The 18,466-nt window shown below is 71.7% G+C and carries 16 protein-coding genes; 11 read left to right on the plus strand and 5 right to left on the minus strand.

Going from position 1 to position 18,466, the window contains the following annotated elements:
* Window positions 1-54 precede the first annotated feature (54 nt).
* Window positions 55-996 (minus strand): hypothetical protein, encoded by a 942-nt coding sequence (locus O7634_RS09055; RefSeq protein ID WP_278149686.1) that lies wholly within the window; start codon window positions 994-996, stop codon window positions 55-57.
* Window positions 997-1,111: 115 nt separating this feature from the next.
* Window positions 1,112-1,591: a methylated-DNA--[protein]-cysteine S-methyltransferase gene (locus tag O7634_RS09060; RefSeq protein WP_278149687.1), complete on the minus strand. Its 480-nt coding sequence runs from the start codon at window positions 1,589-1,591 to the stop codon at window positions 1,112-1,114.
* Window positions 1,592-1,658: 67 nt separating this feature from the next.
* Here O7634_RS09060 and O7634_RS09065 point away from each other — a divergent pair, with 67 nt between their 5' ends.
* Together O7634_RS09065 and O7634_RS09070 are read left to right on the plus strand one after the other, a co-directional pair.
* On the plus strand, window positions 1,659-2,180 hold the full coding sequence (locus O7634_RS09065) for an NfeD family protein (RefSeq protein ID WP_278153918.1): 522 nt from the start codon (window positions 1,659-1,661) through the stop codon (window positions 2,178-2,180).
* 27 nt (window positions 2,181-2,207) lie between these two features.
* Window positions 2,208-3,719, plus strand: a complete 1,512-nt coding sequence (locus O7634_RS09070; protein ID WP_278149688.1) for an SPFH domain-containing protein — start codon at window positions 2,208-2,210, stop codon at window positions 3,717-3,719.
* Between the two features lie 189 nt (window positions 3,720-3,908).
* Here the strand turns inward: O7634_RS09070 and O7634_RS09075 are convergent, their stop codons facing one another.
* A complete protein-coding gene (locus tag O7634_RS09075) occupies window positions 3,909-5,369 on the minus strand; it encodes a CCA tRNA nucleotidyltransferase (protein ID WP_278149689.1) in 1,461 nt (486 codons plus the stop codon).
* Between the two features lie 126 nt (window positions 5,370-5,495).
* Between O7634_RS09075 and murJ the strand changes: the two genes are divergently transcribed.
* From murJ to O7634_RS09110, 7 genes are all read left to right on the plus strand, one after another.
* The gene (gene murJ / locus O7634_RS09080) at window positions 5,496-7,253 is read left to right on the plus strand and encodes a murein biosynthesis integral membrane protein MurJ (protein WP_278149690.1); all 1,758 of its coding nucleotides are present in this window, start codon (window positions 5,496-5,498) and stop codon (window positions 7,251-7,253) included.
* A gap of 444 nt (window positions 7,254-7,697) precedes the next feature.
* Entirely contained in the window at window positions 7,698-9,305 is a 1,608-nt protein-coding gene (locus tag O7634_RS09085; protein WP_278149691.1) for a protein kinase family protein, read from the plus strand.
* A gap of 43 nt (window positions 9,306-9,348) precedes the next feature.
* Window positions 9,349-10,065, plus strand: a complete 717-nt coding sequence (gene sigM, locus O7634_RS09090; RefSeq protein ID WP_278149692.1) for an RNA polymerase sigma factor SigM — start codon at window positions 9,349-9,351, stop codon at window positions 10,063-10,065.
* A complete protein-coding gene (locus tag O7634_RS09095; protein WP_278149693.1) occupies window positions 10,062-11,051 on the plus strand; it encodes a hypothetical protein in 990 nt (329 codons plus the stop codon). The genes sigM and O7634_RS09095 overlap by 4 nt, the downstream gene beginning before the upstream one ends.
* A gap of 181 nt (window positions 11,052-11,232) precedes the next feature.
* Window positions 11,233-12,183, plus strand: coding sequence for a thioredoxin-disulfide reductase (gene trxB, locus O7634_RS09100; RefSeq protein WP_278149694.1), 951 nt, complete (start codon window positions 11,233-11,235; stop codon window positions 12,181-12,183).
* A 28-nt stretch (window positions 12,184-12,211) separates the two neighbouring features.
* Complete coding sequence (gene trxA / locus O7634_RS09105; protein WP_203149813.1) at window positions 12,212-12,535, plus strand: thioredoxin; 324 nt, start codon at window positions 12,212-12,214, stop codon at window positions 12,533-12,535.
* A gap of 171 nt (window positions 12,536-12,706) precedes the next feature.
* A complete protein-coding gene (locus O7634_RS09110; protein WP_278149695.1) occupies window positions 12,707-13,870 on the plus strand; it encodes an N-acetylmuramoyl-L-alanine amidase in 1,164 nt (387 codons plus the stop codon).
* Window positions 13,871-13,887: 17 nt separating this feature from the next.
* On the opposite strand, the gene O7634_RS09115 is transcribed toward O7634_RS09110, so the two are convergent.
* Window positions 13,888-14,553 (minus strand): GNAT family N-acetyltransferase, encoded by a 666-nt coding sequence (locus tag O7634_RS09115; protein WP_278149696.1) that lies wholly within the window; start codon window positions 14,551-14,553, stop codon window positions 13,888-13,890.
* A gap of 284 nt (window positions 14,554-14,837) precedes the next feature.
* Here O7634_RS09115 and O7634_RS09120 point away from each other — a divergent pair, with 284 nt between their 5' ends.
* Together O7634_RS09120 and O7634_RS09125 are read left to right on the plus strand one after the other, a co-directional pair.
* Window positions 14,838-16,151: a PLP-dependent aminotransferase family protein gene (locus O7634_RS09120; protein ID WP_278149697.1), complete on the plus strand. Its 1,314-nt coding sequence runs from the start codon at window positions 14,838-14,840 to the stop codon at window positions 16,149-16,151.
* 7 nt (window positions 16,152-16,158) lie between these two features.
* On the plus strand, window positions 16,159-17,160 hold the full coding sequence (locus O7634_RS09125) for a D-alanine--D-alanine ligase (protein ID WP_278149698.1): 1,002 nt from the start codon (window positions 16,159-16,161) through the stop codon (window positions 17,158-17,160).
* Between the two features lie 119 nt (window positions 17,161-17,279).
* Here the strand turns inward: O7634_RS09125 and O7634_RS09130 are convergent, their stop codons facing one another.
* The gene (locus tag O7634_RS09130; RefSeq protein WP_278149699.1) at window positions 17,280-18,362 is read right to left on the minus strand and encodes a hypothetical protein; all 1,083 of its coding nucleotides are present in this window, start codon (window positions 18,360-18,362) and stop codon (window positions 17,280-17,282) included.
* Window positions 18,363-18,466 lie beyond the last annotated feature (104 nt).

The raw sequence follows: 18,466 nt of genomic DNA on the forward strand, positions 1-18,466 counted from the left end.
TCGGACCCGGCCCTCGCCGCGTTCCAGGCTTCGCCGTCGGGTACGGCGACCGCCTCACTTCCAGCTCGGCGTCTCCTGCTGAGCCTTGGCCGCGCGCTTGGCCCGACGCTGCTCCGGAGTCTCCGCGCTGCGCGCCGACACCGCGTTGGCGGAGAGCGGCAGGATCTCCGGGTTGACCGCGCCGACGCCGATCACGAACGCCACCACGTCGATGATGATGTGGGTGGTCCGCGCCGCGTAGACGGAGATGTAGTCGGCGTCGAAGCCGATGCCCGACATGAACGAGTTCGCGACCACCTGGTTGGTCAGGTAGTTGATGGTCGAGAAGTTCTGCGGGCGCGGGCTGCCGTACGGGAAGACCTGCACGAAGCCCGACGCGACGGCGGTGGTCACGGTGAGGTTGCCGAAGAGGGCGTCACCGTAGAAGACGAAGTCGCTCAGGTCGATGTGGATCGTCTGGCCGTCGCGCAGCCGACCCGAGCTGTCCAGGGTGGTCGACGAGGCGTTGACGATCCGGGCGCGCGACCCCGCCGAACGGGTGTCCACGACCCGCTGCGGCGCGACCGGGACGATCTGGTTCGAGTTGGCGCTGGTGTGCACGTAGTCGAGGTACTTGTCGCCGCCGAACTCGGTGACCAGCTGGATGTTGCCGTAGGTGTCCAGACCGATCGAGCCGCCCGGCGAGTCGCTGTGCAGCAGGTCGCCGCTCGGCGTCAACTGCAGCGCCGGGCGGGCCAGCACCGTGCCGTCCGCGGCGGTGCTGGTGCTCGTGTTCGCCAGCCGCAGCGCGGGGCCGGTGCCGGTGCTGGTCAGCGAGGTGGTGGTGGCGCCGGCGGCGTTGGTGGCACCCTGGACCACCGGGTCGCCCGGCGCGGCCTGGGCCGGACCGGCGACGGCGGCACCCGCCACGGCGGTGCCGGCGACACCGGCGGCGACGGTGCCGGCGCGGCTCAGCAGCCGCCGACGGTTGACGGTCTTGTCCTGGTTCTCGGTCACAGGTCCCCCGTGAGGTTCGGTGAAATGACGCCCGATCATGACGGTTGCCACCACGTGTCCACATCGACCGATCGGTCGATATGAAGGAGATCTTGCCGACAGCGGACCGGACCGGTCAGGACCACGCCCGTTGCAGGGCCACCCGGGCCTCCAACTCCAACAGGTGCACCTTGCGGGGCAGGCCGCCCCCGAAGCCGACAAGTCGACCACCCGCACCGACGATGCGGTGGCACGGCACGAGGACCGGAACCGGGTTGCGGTTGCACGCCACGCCCACCGCCCGGGCCGCTCCGGCGTCGCCGACCCGGCGCGCCACCTCACCGTAGGTCAGCGTCTCGCCGTAGGGGATCAGTGTCATCTCCCGCCACACCGCCCGCTCGAAGTCCGACCCACGGGGGACCGTCACCGGGACGGTGAACCCGGTCAGCTCACCCTCGAAATACCTCCGCAGCTCGTCTACGGCCTGCCGGGACAACGCGTCGTCGGGCTCCTCCGCCGCCCCGTCGACCCTGCCGAAGTGCGCGCCGCGGACGCTCGTGCCGTCGGTGCCCACGGAGAACTCACCGATCGGGGAGTCGAGCACGGTCCAGCGCATGACCCCATTGTCCCCCACCCGGGACCGCCGTCCGCCGAGCCGTCGGACGTTGCGCGACGTCGATACCGTGCAGGTCGTGGCAGCGGGGACGGTCATTTTCCTGATCATCGGTGGGGCGGGCATCGGTGTGCTCGCGCTCGCCCTGCTCGGCACCGAACTGTTCCACCTCGGCCACGCTGACGTGGACGGTCCGATCTCGGTCGAGACGGTCGCCGGCTTCGCCGGAGCGTTCGGCTTCGGCGCCGCCATCGTCAACGAGCTGCTCGGTGCGCGTACCCCCGCGATGGTCGTCGGGGCGGCGGTCGGCGGCATGCTCGCGGCAGTGCCCACCGGCTGGTTGGTCGCCCGGCTCAGCCGGGCGGCGCGGAACATGCGCACCGACCCCACCCCCACCCGCGACGACCTGGTCGGCGCGCTCGGCCTGGTCGTCACGCCGGTGCCCGCCAACGGGTACGGCGAGGTCCGGGTGCGCCTGGCCGGCCAACCGGTCAAGCTCAGCGCCCGCGCCGACCAGCCGATCCCGATCGGCGCCCAGGTCTTCGTGGTGCAGGCGCTGAGCGAGACCAGCGTGCACGTCGAGACCTACTGACCCACCCCTCGTAGACGGGACTCTCAGATGGCCCTGTTAATCGCCATCGGTGGCGCGGTCCTCCTCGCGCTCATCCTGGTGCTCTTCGTGCTCTCCCGGATCAAGGTGGCCGGACCGAACGAGGCGTTCATCGTCACCGGTCGCAAGGGTCGCACCACGCACACCGCCGACGGCGGACGGTCCACAGACACCTCCGGGCAGAAGGTGGTGCTGGGCGCGTCCGTCTTCGTGCTGCCGGTGGTGCAGAAACTCCAGTCGCTCGACCTGTCCAGTCGTCGCATCGACGTCGGCATCCGGGGCGCGGTGAGCAAGCAGGGCATCCGCGCGGACCTGCACGGCGTGGCGATCGTCAAGGTCGGCGGCACCGAGGACGCGATCCGGGCCGCCGCCCAGCGGTTCCTGCACCAACAGGACGAGATCGACAACTTCACCCGGGAGGTGTTGGCCGGCGCGCTGCGCTCGATCGTCGGCCGGCTCACCGTCGAGGAGGTGATCCGGGACCGGGCCGCGTTCGCCAGCGCCGTGGCCGAGGAGGCCGAGCACTCGATGACCAACCAGGGTCTGGTGCTGGACACCTTCCAGCTCCAGGACATCCTCGCCGAGGGGTCGTACCTCCAGGACCTCGGTCGACCGGAGGCGGCCCGGGTGCTCAAGGACGCCGCCATCGCCGAGGCCCGAGCCCGCCAGCAGGCCGAGCAGGAGCGGCTGCTGGCCGAGGAGGCAATCGCGGAGGCGAACCGGAACCTGGCCCTCAAGCAGGCCGGCATCCAGGCCGAGATCGACGCGGCGAAGGCGAAGTCCGCCGCCGCCGGCCCACTCGCGCAGGCCGAACGCGACCAGGCGATCCTCTCCGAGCAGCAGAAGGTCGCCGAGCGCAACGCCGAGCTGAAGCAGCGCCAACTGGACACCGAGGTGCGCAAGCCCGCCGACGCGGCGCGCTACAAGGTGGAGCAGGAGGCCGAGGCGTCCCGCAACGCCGCCGTGCTGCACGCGGACGCGCAGCGCCAGTCGGTCATCGCCGCCGCCCAGGCCTCCGCCGAGCAGGCGCGGCTCACCGGTGAGGGTGAGCGGGCGCGGCGTGCCGCACTCGCCGAGGCGAACGCGATCGAGGGCGCCAAGGAGGGTGAGGCCGAACAGCGCCGGCGCTCCGCCATCGCCGAGGCGGTGGAGCGGGAGGGCCAGGCCGAGGCGGCGGCCATCCTGGCCAGGGGTGAGGCCGAGGCGGACGCGATGGCGCGCAAGGCTGAGGCGTTCGCCGCGTACGGGGAGGCCGCCGTACTGGACCTGCTGGTCAAGGTGTTGCCGGAGGTGGTGGGGGCGGCCAGCGCGCCGATCGGGGCAATCGACAAGATGACCGTCATCTCCACCGACGGGGCGTCCTCGCTGACGAAGTCGGTGGCCGGCAACGTCGCCCAGGGGTTGCAGCTCGGCAGCGACCTCACCGGCATCGACCTACCCGGGCTGCTCGCCCGCCTCGGCGCGGCGTCAACGCCCAACGGCACCGCCCTGCCAAAGGCAGAAACCCAAGAACCCCGCTAACAGGAGCCCTTGTCCCCCCGCCCGCCGCCCTCGTCCCCGCCCGCGGTCCTCGTCCTCGTCCTCGTCCTCGCCGATCTTGCGGTTTGGGTTGCCGATACGTGGCGAAATGCCTCTTATGCCGCGACAAGAAGTGCAAGATCGGCGAGGGCTGGGGCGGGGTTAGGGCGAGGAGGGTGGGGTGGGATGGGGTTAGGGGATGACGCCTTCGGCGCGGGCCCAGCGGAGCAGTTCGGCCTCGGCGGCGTCGCGGTCCAGTGGGCCCTGTTCGAGGCGCTGTTCCTTGAGGTGCTTCCAGGCGCGGCCCACCACCGGCCCCGGCGGTACGCCGAGCAACTCCATGATCGCGTTGCCGTCCAGGTCGGGGCGGACCCGGGCCAGGTCCTCGTCGGCCGCGATCCGGGCGATCCGTGCCTCCAACGCGTCGTAGTCGCCAGCGAGCTGCGCGGCCTTGCGGCGGTTACGGGTCGTGCAGTCCGATCGGGTCAGCTTGTGCAGACGCGGCAGCAGGTCCCCGGCGTCGGCGACGTAGCGGCGCACCGCCGAGTCGGTCCACTCGCCCCGCCCGTACCCGTAGAAACGCAGGTGCAGCGCGACCAGCGCGGTTACCTTGGCGGTGACCTCCTTCGGGTACCGCAGCGCCTTCATCCTGGCCTTGGTCAGCCGTGCGCCGACCACCTCGTGGTGGTGGAAGCTGACCCGACCGTCGGACCCGACCGCCTTCGTCGCCGGCTTGCCGACGTCGTGCATCAGTGCGGCCATCCGCAGGATGAAGTCGCAGCCCTCCTCCTCGTAGGAGACCGCGTTCTCGACGACCGTCAGGGTGTGCTCGTAGACGTCCTTGTGCTGCGCGTGCTCGTCGATCTCCAGCTTCAACCCGGTCAGCTCCGGCAGGAACCGCTCGGCCAGGCCGGTGTCGACGAGCAGCCGCAGACCGGCGATCGGGTCCGCGCCGCAGAGCAGCTTGGTGAACTCGTCGCGGATCCGCTCGGCGGTGATCCGGTCCAGGTCGGCGGCCATGGCGGTCATCGCCGAGCGTACGTCCGGGTGCACGGCGAACTGAAGCTGCGCGGCGAACCGGGCGGCCCGCAGCATCCGCAGCGGGTCGTCGCCGAAGGACTCGGCCGGGGTGCTCGGGGTACGGATCACCCGGGCCGAGAGGTCGTCCAGCCCACCGTGCGGGTCGGTGAACCGGTGCTCCGGCAGGCTGACCGCCATCGCGTTGATGGTGAAGTCGCGGCGCTTGAGGTCCTCGACCAGGCTGGTGCCGTAGACCACCACCGGGTTACGGCTGACCTGGTCGTACGACTCCGCGCGGAACGTGGTGATCTCCAACCGGAGACCGTCGCGCTGGGCGCCGATGGTGCCGAACTCGCGGCCGGTCTCCCAGATCGCCTCGGCCCAACCCTTGATGATCCGCAGGGTTTCGTCGGGGTGGGCGTCGGTGCAGAAGTCGAGGTCGTCCCCGAGGCGGCCGAGCAGGGCATCCCGCACCGAACCGCCCACCAGGTGCAACTCGTGCCCGGCGCTGACGAAGCGGCGCCCCAACTCGTCGGCGACCGGGGAGACGCGGAGCAGTTCGGCGACGGCGTTGCGCTGCGCGGCGGTGAGGTCGCGGCGGTCGGCGGCGTGGGGAGCGGAGGCTTCGGACATGGGATCGCCAGCTTATCGGGCCACTGTGTGATCCGATCCGCCGGGCGCGGGTAACGGGTGTGGGTTGACTATGGTCTGTGGCGTGCGGGTCGGTGTCCGACCCGACGTACCCCTGGGAGGCTGGAGATGAGCGGCGGGCTCTACCGCAGCGCCAACGCCGCGCAGGCCGGCGGGCCCGGAGCCGGCGGACGTCCGGGTGACGGCGCCACCTTCATCTCCGCCGAGCCACTGAACCAGCCGGCGATGGAGTCGACGGCACCGCCTCAGGAGCAGGTCGGCGAGGCGAGCGCGGCGACCAACAGCGCGGTGATGGCGATCGGCAGCCTGGTCAGCCGGGGCACCGGCTTCCTGCGCAACCTGGTGATCGCGGCGGCGCTCGGTGGCGCGCTGGTCGGTGACGCGTACACCACGGCGCAGATCCTGCCCGGAATGGTGTACGAGTTCCTGCTCGGCGGTGTGCTCACCAGCGTGCTGATCCCCGTGCTGGTACGCCGCCGCAAGATCGACATGGACGGCGGTCAGGCGTACACCCAGCGGCTGTTGACCCTGGCGGTGCTAGCGCTCGGCGCCGCCGCGCTGCTCGCCATAGCGTTCGCCTCCCAGCTGACCTGGCTGTACGGCAGCGGTGATTCGGCCAACGACTACTCGCAGCTGGTCACCGGGCTGGCCCGGCTGATGCTGCCGATGATCTTTTTCTCCGGGCTGAGCGCGCTGATCAGCGCGGTGCTCAACACCCGGGGTCACTTCGCCGCCCCGATGTGGGCGCCGATCCTCAACAACCTTGTGGTGATCGGCACCGCCGGCCTCTACATCGCCATCTTCGGCGCCGAGATCGTCCAGCCCGGGGAGATGACCACCGGGCGGATTCTGTTGATCGGTGGCGGCACGCTGCTCGGCGTGGCCATCCAGGCGGTCGGTCTGCTGCCCGCCCTGCGCAAGGTCGGGTTCCGCTGGAAGCTCCGGTTCGACTTCCGGGAGCTGGGCCTGCGCGAGCTGGGCCGGCTCGGCGCGTGGATGTTCTGCTACGTCGCGGTGAGTCAGGTTGGCCTGATCGTGCTGTTCAACCTGCTGAACCGTGCCGGCAAGGAGAACGCCGCCGGTCCGCTCATCTACAACAACGTCTTCCTGTTGCTGATGACCGCGCACGGCATCATCGCCGTGTCGATCATCACCGCGCTGATGCCGCGGATGAGCGCCGCCGCGGCGGACGGTCGCTACGGTGACCTCGCCGCCGACCTCTCGCGCGGCACCCGGACGGTCTCCGCGGTGCTCGCGCCGATCGCTGTCTGCTACGCGGTCCTGGCCACCCCATTGGCGTTCACGCTCTTCCGGTTCGGCGCCTTCGACGAGCGCAACGCCACCGCCACCTCCGTCGTGCTGCTCGCCGCGGCGCTCGCGCTGGTGCCGTTCGCCGTCAGCCAGCTGTTCACCTTCGCTTTCTACGCGCTGCCGGACACCCGCACCCCGGCGCTGATCAACATCCCGGTGGTCGCGCTCCGGATCGGGGTGCAGGTCGTGCTCTTCGTGGCCTTCTCGGCCAGCTTCGCCGGCGCGGGGATGATGATCGGCAACACCATCTCCTACCTGGCTGCCGCGATCGGCTCGGCCTGGCTGCTGCGACCTCGGGTCGGCCGGATCGGCCTCGGCGCGATCATGCGGACCTGGGGCCGCGTCGGGGTGGCGGCACTGGGTTCGGCACTGGTCGGCCTGCTGGTCGTGAAGCTGCTGCCGGGCGACGACACGCCGAGCCGCCTGGAGGCGGTCGTCCAGCTCGTGGTCGGTGGCGCGGTGATCGGCGGTAGCTACCTGGCGCTGGCCATGCTGCTGCGGATCAACGAGATCACCGAGGTGGTCGGCATGGTCCGCCGCCGTCTCGGTCGCTGACCGGCAGCGCCCGATCACAACAAGTTGACACCCATACGGACGGTCACCAAGGATCACCAGGCTGGGGATGTCCCTGTGGATAACTCCGCGATTCGCCGGTCAGCTACCGCATCGGCCTGTGGATAACCAGCCGTATGGCTGAGGGTGGCAACCCGATCGGTGGGAACATGCGAGGTAGCGGAAGCGCCGCGCCCGCCCGGCCCCGACGTCGGTCGCTTGCGGCGAAGCCGTAGATTAGCTAGTACATGTGCCAGCAACGTGGCTGACAACGGTCGTAACCGGACGAGTTTCCCGACTACCAGAACGCCGCCAGGTGCGGCGGGAAGATGACATGTCGGGGAGGCGGGCAACCCGGGTAAGGTCGCTCTCGACGGGTACGGCAGGGGCCGGCGCTGCGCGTCGACACCGGTCGGCCGGTCCCTTCGACGCAGAGCGGGAAGCCACATGCCCAGCAGTTCGGGTTCATCGATCGACACGATCACCGAGGGAGGACGGGTGACCCAGGTCGGCGAGGGTCAGGAGGCGGACGAAAGCGCTCCTCCGGTCATGACCTTCGGTGCTCCCACGGCCGGTGAAGTCCTCGCCGAGCGTTACGAACTGGTTGAGCACATCAACAACGACAGCGCGGGTCGGCTGGTCTGGCGCGGGGTCGACGTCATCCTTCGCCGTCCCGTCGCGGTGGTGCTGCGTTACCCGGGTGGCGACTCCGCCACCGAGATGCTTCAGGCCGCCGTCGCGGCCAGCCGGGTCATCCACCCCAACCTGGTCGGCGTCTACGACGCGATCGACGAGTCCGACCGCGCCTACGTGGTGCGCGAGTGGGTCGACGGGCAGTCCCTGCGGGACCTGGCGAGCGACGGCCCCCTGGACCCGGCCCGCGCCACCGCCATCGGCAACGCCGTCGCGAGCGCGCTCGCCGCCGTGCACGCCACCGGCATGGTGCACGGCAACGTCCACCCCGGCACCGTCATGATCAGCGACGACGGTCGGGTGGTCCTTGCCGACGCGCGCACCGACGGCGCCGACAGCCAGGAGAACGACATCCGGGCCGTCGGTGGCGTCCTCTACTTCGCCCTGACCGGCCACTGGCCGCACGCCGAGGCTCCGCTGCACGGCGCCACCGCCGGCCATGGTCGCGCCGCCATCCCGGACGCGGTCCGCGACGCCCAGGGCGGTCTCGCGGCGCCCCGGCAGGTTCGGGCCGGCGTGCCGGCGTACCTGGACGACCTGACGATGGATCTCCTCGACGCCGAGATCGCGCCGCCCTCCTCGGACGTGCTCGCCGCCGAGCTGGCCCGTCTGGACGTGCCGGCCGAGGAGGAGCACTACCTCGACAACAGCGGGCCGCTGCGATTCGCCGCCGACACCGGGGAGGAGCCGTCGCCGCTGGCCGCCGCCGGTGGTCGCAAGGTGGCCCTGGGCATCGCCGGGCTGCTCGTCGTCGCGTTGGTCGGGCTCCTCATCGGGATCAACGCGTTGGGCGGCGACGACGAGAACCCGCAGGCCAACCAGTCCCCCACCCCGAGCGCCAGCGCCCCGGCCGGTGACGCCACCCCGGCCGCCGCGACGGTACGCAAGCTGCCCGTCAAGGCTGTTCGGATCATCGACCCGGACAGCAAGGACCGCAGCGAGGTCGACGGCGCCGAGAAGGTGATCGACGGCGACGAGGACAAGGGCTGGGAGACGGAGACGTACAACAACCGGCCCAACTTCGGCAACATCAAGAAGGGCATGGGGGTCTGGATCGACCTCGGCGAGCCGCACAGCGTCAAGTCGGTGCAGGCGGTGCTCTCCGCCACCGGTGCGTCCGCCCAGCTCTTCGCCGGCACGACCAACCCGCCGTCCAACTCCAACGGTGACAAGCAGTTGGTCGCGAGCTACAAGACCGCGATCGGGCAGCCGTTCGAGGACCACGACGGCACCACGATGACGTTCAACGGCTTCGACGCCGACCAGAAATACCGGTACCTGCTGTTCTGGATCACCGAGCTGCCGCCGTCCGACGGTGGGTACAAGCTGGGGGTGCAGGAGATCACGGTCCAGGGGTCGTGAACCCGGCAGCGTCGTCCGGGCACCGCCTCCGCGGGACGTGGTGATGGACGGGCGTGCCGCCACCACCGATCTGGAGCTGCTGCGCGCCCACGTCGACGGCGACCCGCACGCCTTCGCCGAGCTGTTCCACAGGCACCGCGATCGACTCTGGGCCGTCGCCCTGCGGACGCTCGGTGAGCGCGAGGAGGCCGCCGACGCGCTCCAGGACGCCCTGCTCTCGGCACACCGGGCGGCGGGGCGCTTCCGCGGCGACTCCGCGGTCACCACCTGGCTGCACCGCATCGTGGTGAACGCCTGCCTGGACCGGATCCGCCGTCGGCAGGCGCACCCGACAGTGCCGCTGCCCGACGGCAACCGGGCCGGGGACGGGTTCGGCACCGGCGGCGCGGAGCCGGCCGCGCCGGCCGAGGACCACGACACCGCTCTGGTGGTCCGCGAGGCGCTGGCGGCGCTTCCCACCGAGCAACGCGCCGCGCTGGTGCTCGTGGACGTGCAGGGCTACCCGGTCGCGGAGGTCGCCCGCATCCTCAACGTCGCCGAGGGAACGGTGAAGAGCCGGTGCGCGCGGGGTCGGGCCCGATTGGCGGTGCTGCTCGGCCACCTCCGCCCCGCCGTCGCCGCCACGCCGGCCACCCGGTCGGGCCCCACCGCCGCGAGCACTGACGTGCCCGGCGTCACGCAGGGGAACCCGGGCGCGGCGGACGGCGTCGGATCGAGGTCGGGTCGGTACCGGCGGGACGCCAACCAGGAGGACACGTGACAGCCGAGGGGTTCCGGGAGGTCGACGACGGCCTGCTCGCTGACTACCTCGGCGGGGCGTTGGAGGGCACCCCACAGCAGGAGGAGATCACCCGACTGGTGTCCACGGACCCGGCCTGGGCCGAGGCGTACGCGCTGCTGGCGCCCGCGCTGACGGCGATCCGGGCGGATCTCGCCCGGTGGGCCGAGCCGTCGCCGGAGATGCCGCAGGAGATCGTCGACCGGCTCTCCGCCGCGCTGGCCGCCGAGAGGGCGACGACTGACACCGCCGCCACGCCCCGTACCGAACCAAGCGCTGAGAGCCCGACGCCGCTGGTCGTACCGGCGCAGGGTGGGGCCGGTCGCCGGCCGGCCGCTGCCACGCCGGCCGGCTCCGAACGCCCGGCGTCCACCGGACCGGGCCGACGCCGGCGCGGCTGGGCCCGCCGTGGCGTGCCGGTCGCCGCCGCCGCGCTCGTCGTCGTCGCGGCCAGCCTGGGCCTCGGCCAACTGTCGACGCGGACGTCGGACGACTCCGGCACCGTCAGCACCCTGGACCAGCCGGTCGTGCCCGAGGGCGCGCCGGCCGCCGGAACGGCCCGCACGACCGGGCCGGCGCTGCGCAGCGGCACGAACTACACCCCGGAGACCCTCGGCGGCGTGCGGGGGGAGCCCGGCGCGACCAGTCGCACGACCGCCGACGCTTCCGGTGGGCAGCCGCGGGTGGAGGCCGAGGGCGGTCGGCGTCCGTCACCCGACGGCACCGACCAGTTGATACGGCTGACCGACGAGGCCGCGCTGACCACCTGCCTGGCCGCCGTCGCGGCGGAACACGGCTCGGCGCCGTTGGTGGTCGAGGTCATCGACTACGCGCGCTTCGAGGGCGAGCATGCACTCGTCATCCGGTTCACCGACGCGGCGGGCGCCCGGTGGGCCTGGGTGAGCGGCGCGGAGTGCGGGGTGCCCGGGTCCGGCGCGGACAGCCGCTATTCGGCGCGGGTAGGGTGAATCCACTGTCAGCGGCGCGGTGACCCCGTACGTGACCTGACCCACCGGATGCCCGGCTCGGGAATCTCCGCTTCGTACGATGACGTTCAGGAAGTAGCTGCCGGCCCCATCCAGGCGTCGGCGACTCGGATCGGCATCGGTGCTCGCGCCGACGCCGACACACACAACTCGGGAGACGGCAGTGGACGAGGTCCGCAACCTGATCATCATCGGCTCCGGGCCGGCCGGTTACACGGCGGCGGTCTATGCCGCGCGCGCCAACCTGAAGCCGCTGATCATCGAGGGCGTGCAGTCCGGCGGCGCGTTGATGACCACGACCGAGGTGGAGAACTTCCCCGGCTTCGCGGACGGCATCCTCGGTCCCGAGCTGATGGACAACATGCGCAAGCAGGCCGAACGGTTCGGCGCCGAGTTCCTGACCGACGACGTGACCCGGGTCGAGCTGAAGGACACCGGCGACGCCGGCTCCGGCGCGCTGAGCACCGTCTGGGTCGGCGAGACCGCCTACCGCGCGCGGGCCGTCATCCTCTCCACCGGTTCGGCGTGGCGTCCGCTCGGTGTGCCCGGCGAGCAGGAATACCTGGGCCACGGCGTCTCCGCGTGCGCCACCTGCGACGGGTTCTTCTTCCGCAACCAGCACATCGTCGTCGTCGGCGGTGGCGACTCGGCGATGGAGGAGGCGACCTTCCTCACCCGGTTCGCCGACACGGTCACCATCATCCACCGGCGTGACTCGTTCCGGGCCAGCAAGATCATGGCCGACCGGGCGCTGAGCAACGAGAAGATCAAGGTCGAGTGGAACAGCACCGTCGAGGAGATCCTCGGCGACGACGGCAAGGTCACCGGCGTCCGCGTCCGCAACGTGCACAGCGGCGAGACCAAGGTGATGGACGTGACGGGCGTCTTCGTCGCCATCGGTCACGACCCCCGCAGCGAGCTCTTCCGGGGCCAGGTCGAGCTGGACGACGAGGGCTACGTGAAGGTTCACGCCCCCAGCACCCGCACCAACGTGCCCGGCGTCTTCGCCGCTGGCGACGTGGTCGACCACACCTACCGCCAGGCGATCACCGCGGCGGGCACCGGCTGTGCCGCGGCGCTCGACGCCGAACGGTTCATCGCGACGCTCAGCTGAAGCAGGAAACAACCCGGAGGAGGGCATAGTGGGAAATACCAAGGCGGTCACGGACAAGAGCTTCGTCGCTGACGTGCTGCAGGCCGACAAGCCGGTTCTGGTGGACTTCTGGGCCGAGTGGTGCGGCCCGTGCCGCAAGGTGTCGCCGCTGCTCGAGGAGATCGCCGGCGAGATGGGCGACCAGGTCACCATCGTCAAGCTCAACATCGACGAGAACCCGGAGACCGCGCGGGCGTACCGGGTGATGTCGGTGCCGACGCTCACCGTCTTCAAGAACGGTCAGCCGGTGCAGTCGATCGCCGGCGCCAAGCCGAAGGGCGAGCTGGTCCGGCTCATCGAGTCGGCCCTCTGACCGGCAGAAACACCTCACCGAACCCCGTACCCGCTCGTCGGGTGCGGGGTTCGGCGTTCTCCGGCCGCACCCGCCGACGTTTTTCCCGGGCCTGCCACCTCGTCGCCCCGGAGCGCATAGCCTCAAGCCTGGGCCGCCCGGCCAGCCACTGTCGTGCAGAGGGGGTCGTGCGTGCGTCCGATCCGACCCGGTGACCGGGGACCAGCGGTCACGGAGATCCGTACCATCCTGACCGGTCTCGACCTGCTCAGCGCCGCCGGCCCGCAGAGCGACGAGTTCGACCTCGACGCCGAACGGGCGGTCCGTGCCTTCCAGCAGTCCCGAGGACTCAGCGTCGACGGCCGGGTCGGAGCGGAGACGTGGCGCGCGCTGGACGCCGCCCGCTGGCGGCTCGGCGCCCGCACCCTGTACCACGCGGTCCCCGAGCCGCTCACCGGCGAGGACGTCCGTTCGCTCCAGGAGCGGCTCCTGGAGATGGGGTACGACGTGGGCCGCGCCGACGCCGTCTACGGCATCCGGACCTCCCGCGCGGTGGCCCAGTTCCAGCGCGAGGTCGGGCTCACCCCCGACGGCTCGTGCGGCCCGCACACGATGAACGCGCTGCGCCGGATCGGCCGCAAGGTGGTCGGTGGCCGCCCGCAGTGGCTGCGCGAGTCGGACGCCATCCGGCAGTCCGGGCCGGCGTTGGTCGGCAAGACCGTCGTCATCGACCCGGGGCACGGCGGCACCGATCCCGGGATGGTGGTGCCCGACGGGTCGCTGCGCTGGACCGAGGCGGACCTGATGCACGACCTGGCCAGCCGGTTGGAGGGCCGGCTCGCCGCCTCCGGGGTGCGGGTGCAGCTCACCCGGGGCCCGTCGCCGGACAGCTGCCTGCCGGACAGCGAACGGGCCGAGCTGGCCAACTCGCTCGGTGCCGACGTCTTCATCTCACTGCACCTGGACGGCCACGCCAACCCGGACGCGGAGGGCGTGGCGACCTACCACTACGGCACCGACAACGGGGTGACCTCGGCGACCGGCGAGCGGCTGGCCGGGCTGGTGCAGCGGGAGATCGTCGCCCGGACCGGCCTGCGGGACTGCCGCACCCACGCGAAGACCTGGGAGTTGCTGCGGCTGACCCGGATGCCCGCCGTCCGGGTCGAGGTCGGCTACCTCACCTCGCCGACCGACCGCGCCCACCTGGTCGACCCACGGTTCCGGGACCGCGTGGTGGAGGCGATCATCGCCGCGGTGCAACGCATGTATTACCCGATCGAGCGGGACGTCGCGACCGGTTCACTCGACGTCAGCGAGCTGCGTGCCGTCGTCTCCGCGGGCACCGTCGTCGACTGACCGCCGCCGGCGCGACGTCAGCCGTTGGTGGACCGGGTGGCCGGGGCGGGACGTACCGGCCGGAGCAGGGTCTCCGGACTCATCGACCCGAGCAGCTTCTCCAACGCGTACTCGACGTCGGACTTCCAGCTCAACGCCGTCCGCAGTTCGAGGCGCAGCCGGGGAAAGCGCGGATGCGGACGGACGGTCTTGAAACCCACGGAGAGGAAGAAGTCGACGGGCGCCACGCACCCGCCGGCCGGGTCGTCGGCGTCACCGAACTTGGCGTCACCGAACGCCTCGATCGCCTTGATCCCCCGCTTGGTCAGGTCCCGGGCGACGCCCTGCACCAGCATCCGCCCCAACCCGCCTCCGGCGAAGGCGGCGACCACGTTGGCTGTCATCAGCAGCGCCGCGTCGGCGGAGACCGGCGAGGTCGGAAACGCCATCGACCGGGGCACGTAGGCGGGCGGGGCGTACATCACGAAGCCAGCCGGCATGCCGTCGACGTACGCGAGCTTGCCGCAGGAGCCCCACTCCAACAGCGTCTGGGAGACCCAGGCCTCCTTCTCCAGCCCGGGGTCGCCGGACGCGCAGGCGCGCTCCGCGGAGACCGGATCGAGCTCCCAGTAGACGCACTGCCGGCACGGCCGGGGAAGGTCCTCCAACGTGTCGAGGGTCAGGCTGACCAGACGTCGCGACATATGGCGCATCCCCACAATAGGCTCGGTGGTGAGACCGGCATGGAACGACAGCGCCGCCTTCCTGCCCCCGACGAGCGATCGTACGCCGCCGATCGGCGATGCGGGAGGGGACGCGCAGATGCCCCCGGGTCGGGGGACGTCCGCCATGTGGTCGATCCGCTTCGGGACGGCGGAAGCGGGACCGTTGCGGACTAGGATCGACAATCGGTGTGCCCCGCCGCAATGGTCAGCGGTACGCGGGGTACCCGGGCGGGAGCCACCCGAGCAGCGATCGAGGTGAGGTCATGACCGGCACGACACTCGACGACTACACCGACCGGTACGCCCGGCGGGTACGCGGGATGACGGCTTCCGAGATCCGAGCACTGTTCGCGGTGGCCAGTCGACCCGAGGTCGTCTCGCTCGCCGGTGGCGCACCGTACATCGCCGCTCTGCCGCTGGACGCGGTCGGCGAGATGCTCGGCCGGCTCGGCTCCGAGCAGGGCGTGACCACCCTCCAGTACGGCATCGGCCAGGGCACCCTCGATCTGCGCGAGCGGATCTGCGAGGTGATGGCGCTCTCCGGGATCGACGCCGGGTGCGGCGCCTCCCCGGAGGACGTGGTGGTCACCGTGGGCGGGCAGCAGGCACTGGACCTGGTGGCCCGGCTCTTCCTCGACCCGGGTGACGTGGTGCTGGCCGAGGGGCCCACGTACGTCGGCGCGCTCGGGGTCTTCCAGGCCGCCCAGGCGCAGGTCGTGCACGTGCCCATGGACGAGGACGGGCTCATTCCCGAGGCGCTGGAGGCGGCCGTCGCCGAGCTGACCCGGGCCGGCCAGCGGGTCAAGTTCCTCTACACGATCCCCACCTACCAGAACCCGACGGGCGTGACGCTCAGCGAGGAGCGCCGGGAGCGGGTGCTCGACATCTGCGAGCGCGCCGGCCTGCTGGTCGTCGAGGACGACCCGTACGGTCAGCTGGGTTTCGAGACCGAGGCGCCGGCGCCGTTGCGGGCCCGCCGGCGGGACGGGGTCTTCTACCTCAGCACCTTCTCCAAGACCTTCGCCCCGGGGCTGCGGGTCGGCTGGATTCTGGCCCCGCACGCCGTCCGCGACAAGCTCGTCATCGCCAGCGAGGCGCAGATCCTCTGCCCCAGCGTCTACGCCCAGGCGGCGGTGGCCACCTATCTGGGCACGATGCCGTGGCGGCAGCAGCTCAAGGTCTACCGCGAGGTCTATCGGGAACGCCGGGACGCCCTGCTCGACGCGATGAGCGACCTGATGCCCGAGGGCACCCGGTGGACCACCCCGACCGGCGGGCTCTTCGTGTGGGCCACGCTGCCCGACGGGCTCGACTCGAAGGCCATGATGCCGCGGGCCGTCGCCGCCCGCGTCGCCTACGTGCCGGGCACCGGTTTCTACGCCGACGGCACCGGCACCGACGCGATGCGGCTCAACTTCAGCTTCCCGCCGCCCGAGCGCATCCGTGAGGGCGTTCGTCGGCTGGCCGGGGTGATGGAGCAGGAAATCGCGATGCGCCGGGTCTTCGGCGCCGTGGGTGGCGCCGCCGGCCGTCGTGGTCGGGCCGGCTGGGACGTGCCCGGGCCCGACTTGGCATGATGCCGGCATGGGTACGACCGCCGAGCGCCTCCTCGTGACCGACAACGCCACCTCGGCCGACCTGCGTGTCGTGGTGCTCGCGGGCGGGCTCTCCTACGAACGGGACGTCTCACTACGCTCCGGTCGCCGGGTGCTCGACGCGCTGCGCGCGGTTGGGGTCGACGCCGAGCTGCGGGACGCCGATGTGGCCCTGTTGCCGGCGCTCGCGGCGGACCCGCCGGACGCGGTGGTGATCGCGCTGCACGGCGCCACCGGCGAGGACGGCTCGCTGCGCGGCGTGCTGGACCTGTGCGACATCCCGTACGTCGGCTGCGACGCGCGAGCATCCCGGGTCGCCTGGGACAAGCCCTCCGCCAAGGCCGTGCTCCGCGAGGCCGGAATCCCCACCCCGGACTGGGTGGCACTGCCACACGATCGCTTCTCCGAGCTGGGCGCGGTCGCCGTACTGGATCGGATCGTCGACCGCCTGGGCCTGCCCCTCATGGTCAAGCCGGCGCAGGGCGGTTCGGGGTTGGGCGGGGCTGTGGTCCGGGACGCCGCGGCGCTGCCCGCCGCGATGGTGGGTTGCTTCGCGTACGACTCCACGGCCCTGGTGGAACGGTACGTGCCGGGCATCGACGTGGCGGTCTCCGTCGTCGACCTCGGCGACGGTCCGCAGGCGCTGCCGCCGGTGGAGATCGTGCCGCGCAACGGCGTGTACGACTACGCCGCCCGCTACACGGCGGGACGGACCACCTGGCACGCGCCGGCCCGACTGGAGCCCGAGGTGGCCGACACCGTCGCGGAGGTGGCCCTCGCCGCGCACACCGCGCTCGGGCTACGGGACCTGTCCCGCGTCGACGTGATCGTGGATACGGCCGGCCAGCCACACGTGCTGGAGGTCAACGTCTCGCCAGGCATGACGGAGACGTCACTGCTCCCACTCGCCGCCCAGGCGGCGGGCCTCGACTTCGGCCGGCTCCTCGGCACCCTTGTCGCCCGCGCGGCGGCCCGCCGCACCGCCGCCTGATCAACCCGTTCGGGCGTCCGAGGACGGGTGGCCCCGCGAACGGCTCCCGAGGCTGACGCCCGCCGAGGGCAACGGTCAGCCTCGGGAGCGGCTTTCCGCTCAGTGGGGCGGCCTCCCGCTCAGTGAGTCGGAGACGCGTTCGGTGTGTCGCTGCCGTCGGTACGCGGGCTCGGCGCGGATGCTGCTCTCGGGGTGTCTGTGTCGCTGACAGCGCCGCCGACGGCAGTCCCGTTCCCGGTCGCGCCGCCGGTGGCCGGCTCGTCGGTGACCGCGCTGTTGGTGGCCCGCTCATCGGTGGCCGCCTCGGCGCCGTACGCCTCGGAAGTCACGTCGTTGGCTGAGGCCCCGGGGGCACGAGGTCCTCTGGCGGGCGAATCCGCCAAGCCTTCCGCAGGGACGGTGGCCGCCGGGATACTGGCGGAGGCCGGCCGCGTCGGTTCGGTCGACTGAGCGGTGGTGTCGACGCCGACCGAGCCGCCAGCGGCGGTCCGGTCGGCCACTGTCGACGCGGACGCCGGCTCCGGAATTTCCTCTGCCGCCTCGATGACCGAGACGGCCTCCTCGGCTTCGGCCGCTGCGGCGGCGTCCGCCGCTGCGGACTGGGCCAACAGGCTGGACGGCGCCTGCCACTGGATGCGGGGCGGCTCGGCGAGCGGGCGGCCACCGAACTCGGCGAGCCACGCGGCGACGAGCGCGAGATTCTCCCGCCACTGCGCCTCCGAGATGGGCGGGAGGATCGAGTCCCACAGGGACAGGAAGGTGCCCCGCAGTTGAAGGCGGCCGTACGGGCGCGCGAGGAACCACATGTGCAGGTGCGCCGAGCCGTCGCCCCACCGGTTGACGTGCACCCGCGCCACCCCGTCGAGAGACCGGATGGCACGCTCCAGCCGTACGGTCATCACACCCAGCTCGGCGGCCAGCAGGTTCGGCAGATCACCGAGATCGAGGTGGGACCGCGACTCCAGGATGAGCACCATCGGCAGACCGGTGGGTCGGTCCATGGCGCGCACCCGCCAGCGCTCGCCCACCCAGATGTAGGCATCGTCAGGGGCATTGCAGGCGGTGCATTCCCGGAGGCCCTCGCCCTTGCGGGGCGGCTCGACCGGGACCGGATCGTCGAGTTGCTTCACGCGGAGGTCCCCCTCGAAGGGGAACGACGGCCACTGGGTGAAGTCCGGGACTGCGGGAGGGGTGTCGTGCACGACGCTGACCCTAACCGAGTATGGCACCGCTGTCCCTACCTGTTTGATCGGTCACGGGCGGCCGGAACGGCGGCTCGCATCCCCTCGACGCGCACGACGCGCGG

It is taken from the genome of Micromonospora sp. WMMD1120 (assembly GCF_029626235.1).
Lineage (GTDB): Bacteria > Actinomycetota > Actinomycetes > Mycobacteriales > Micromonosporaceae > Micromonospora.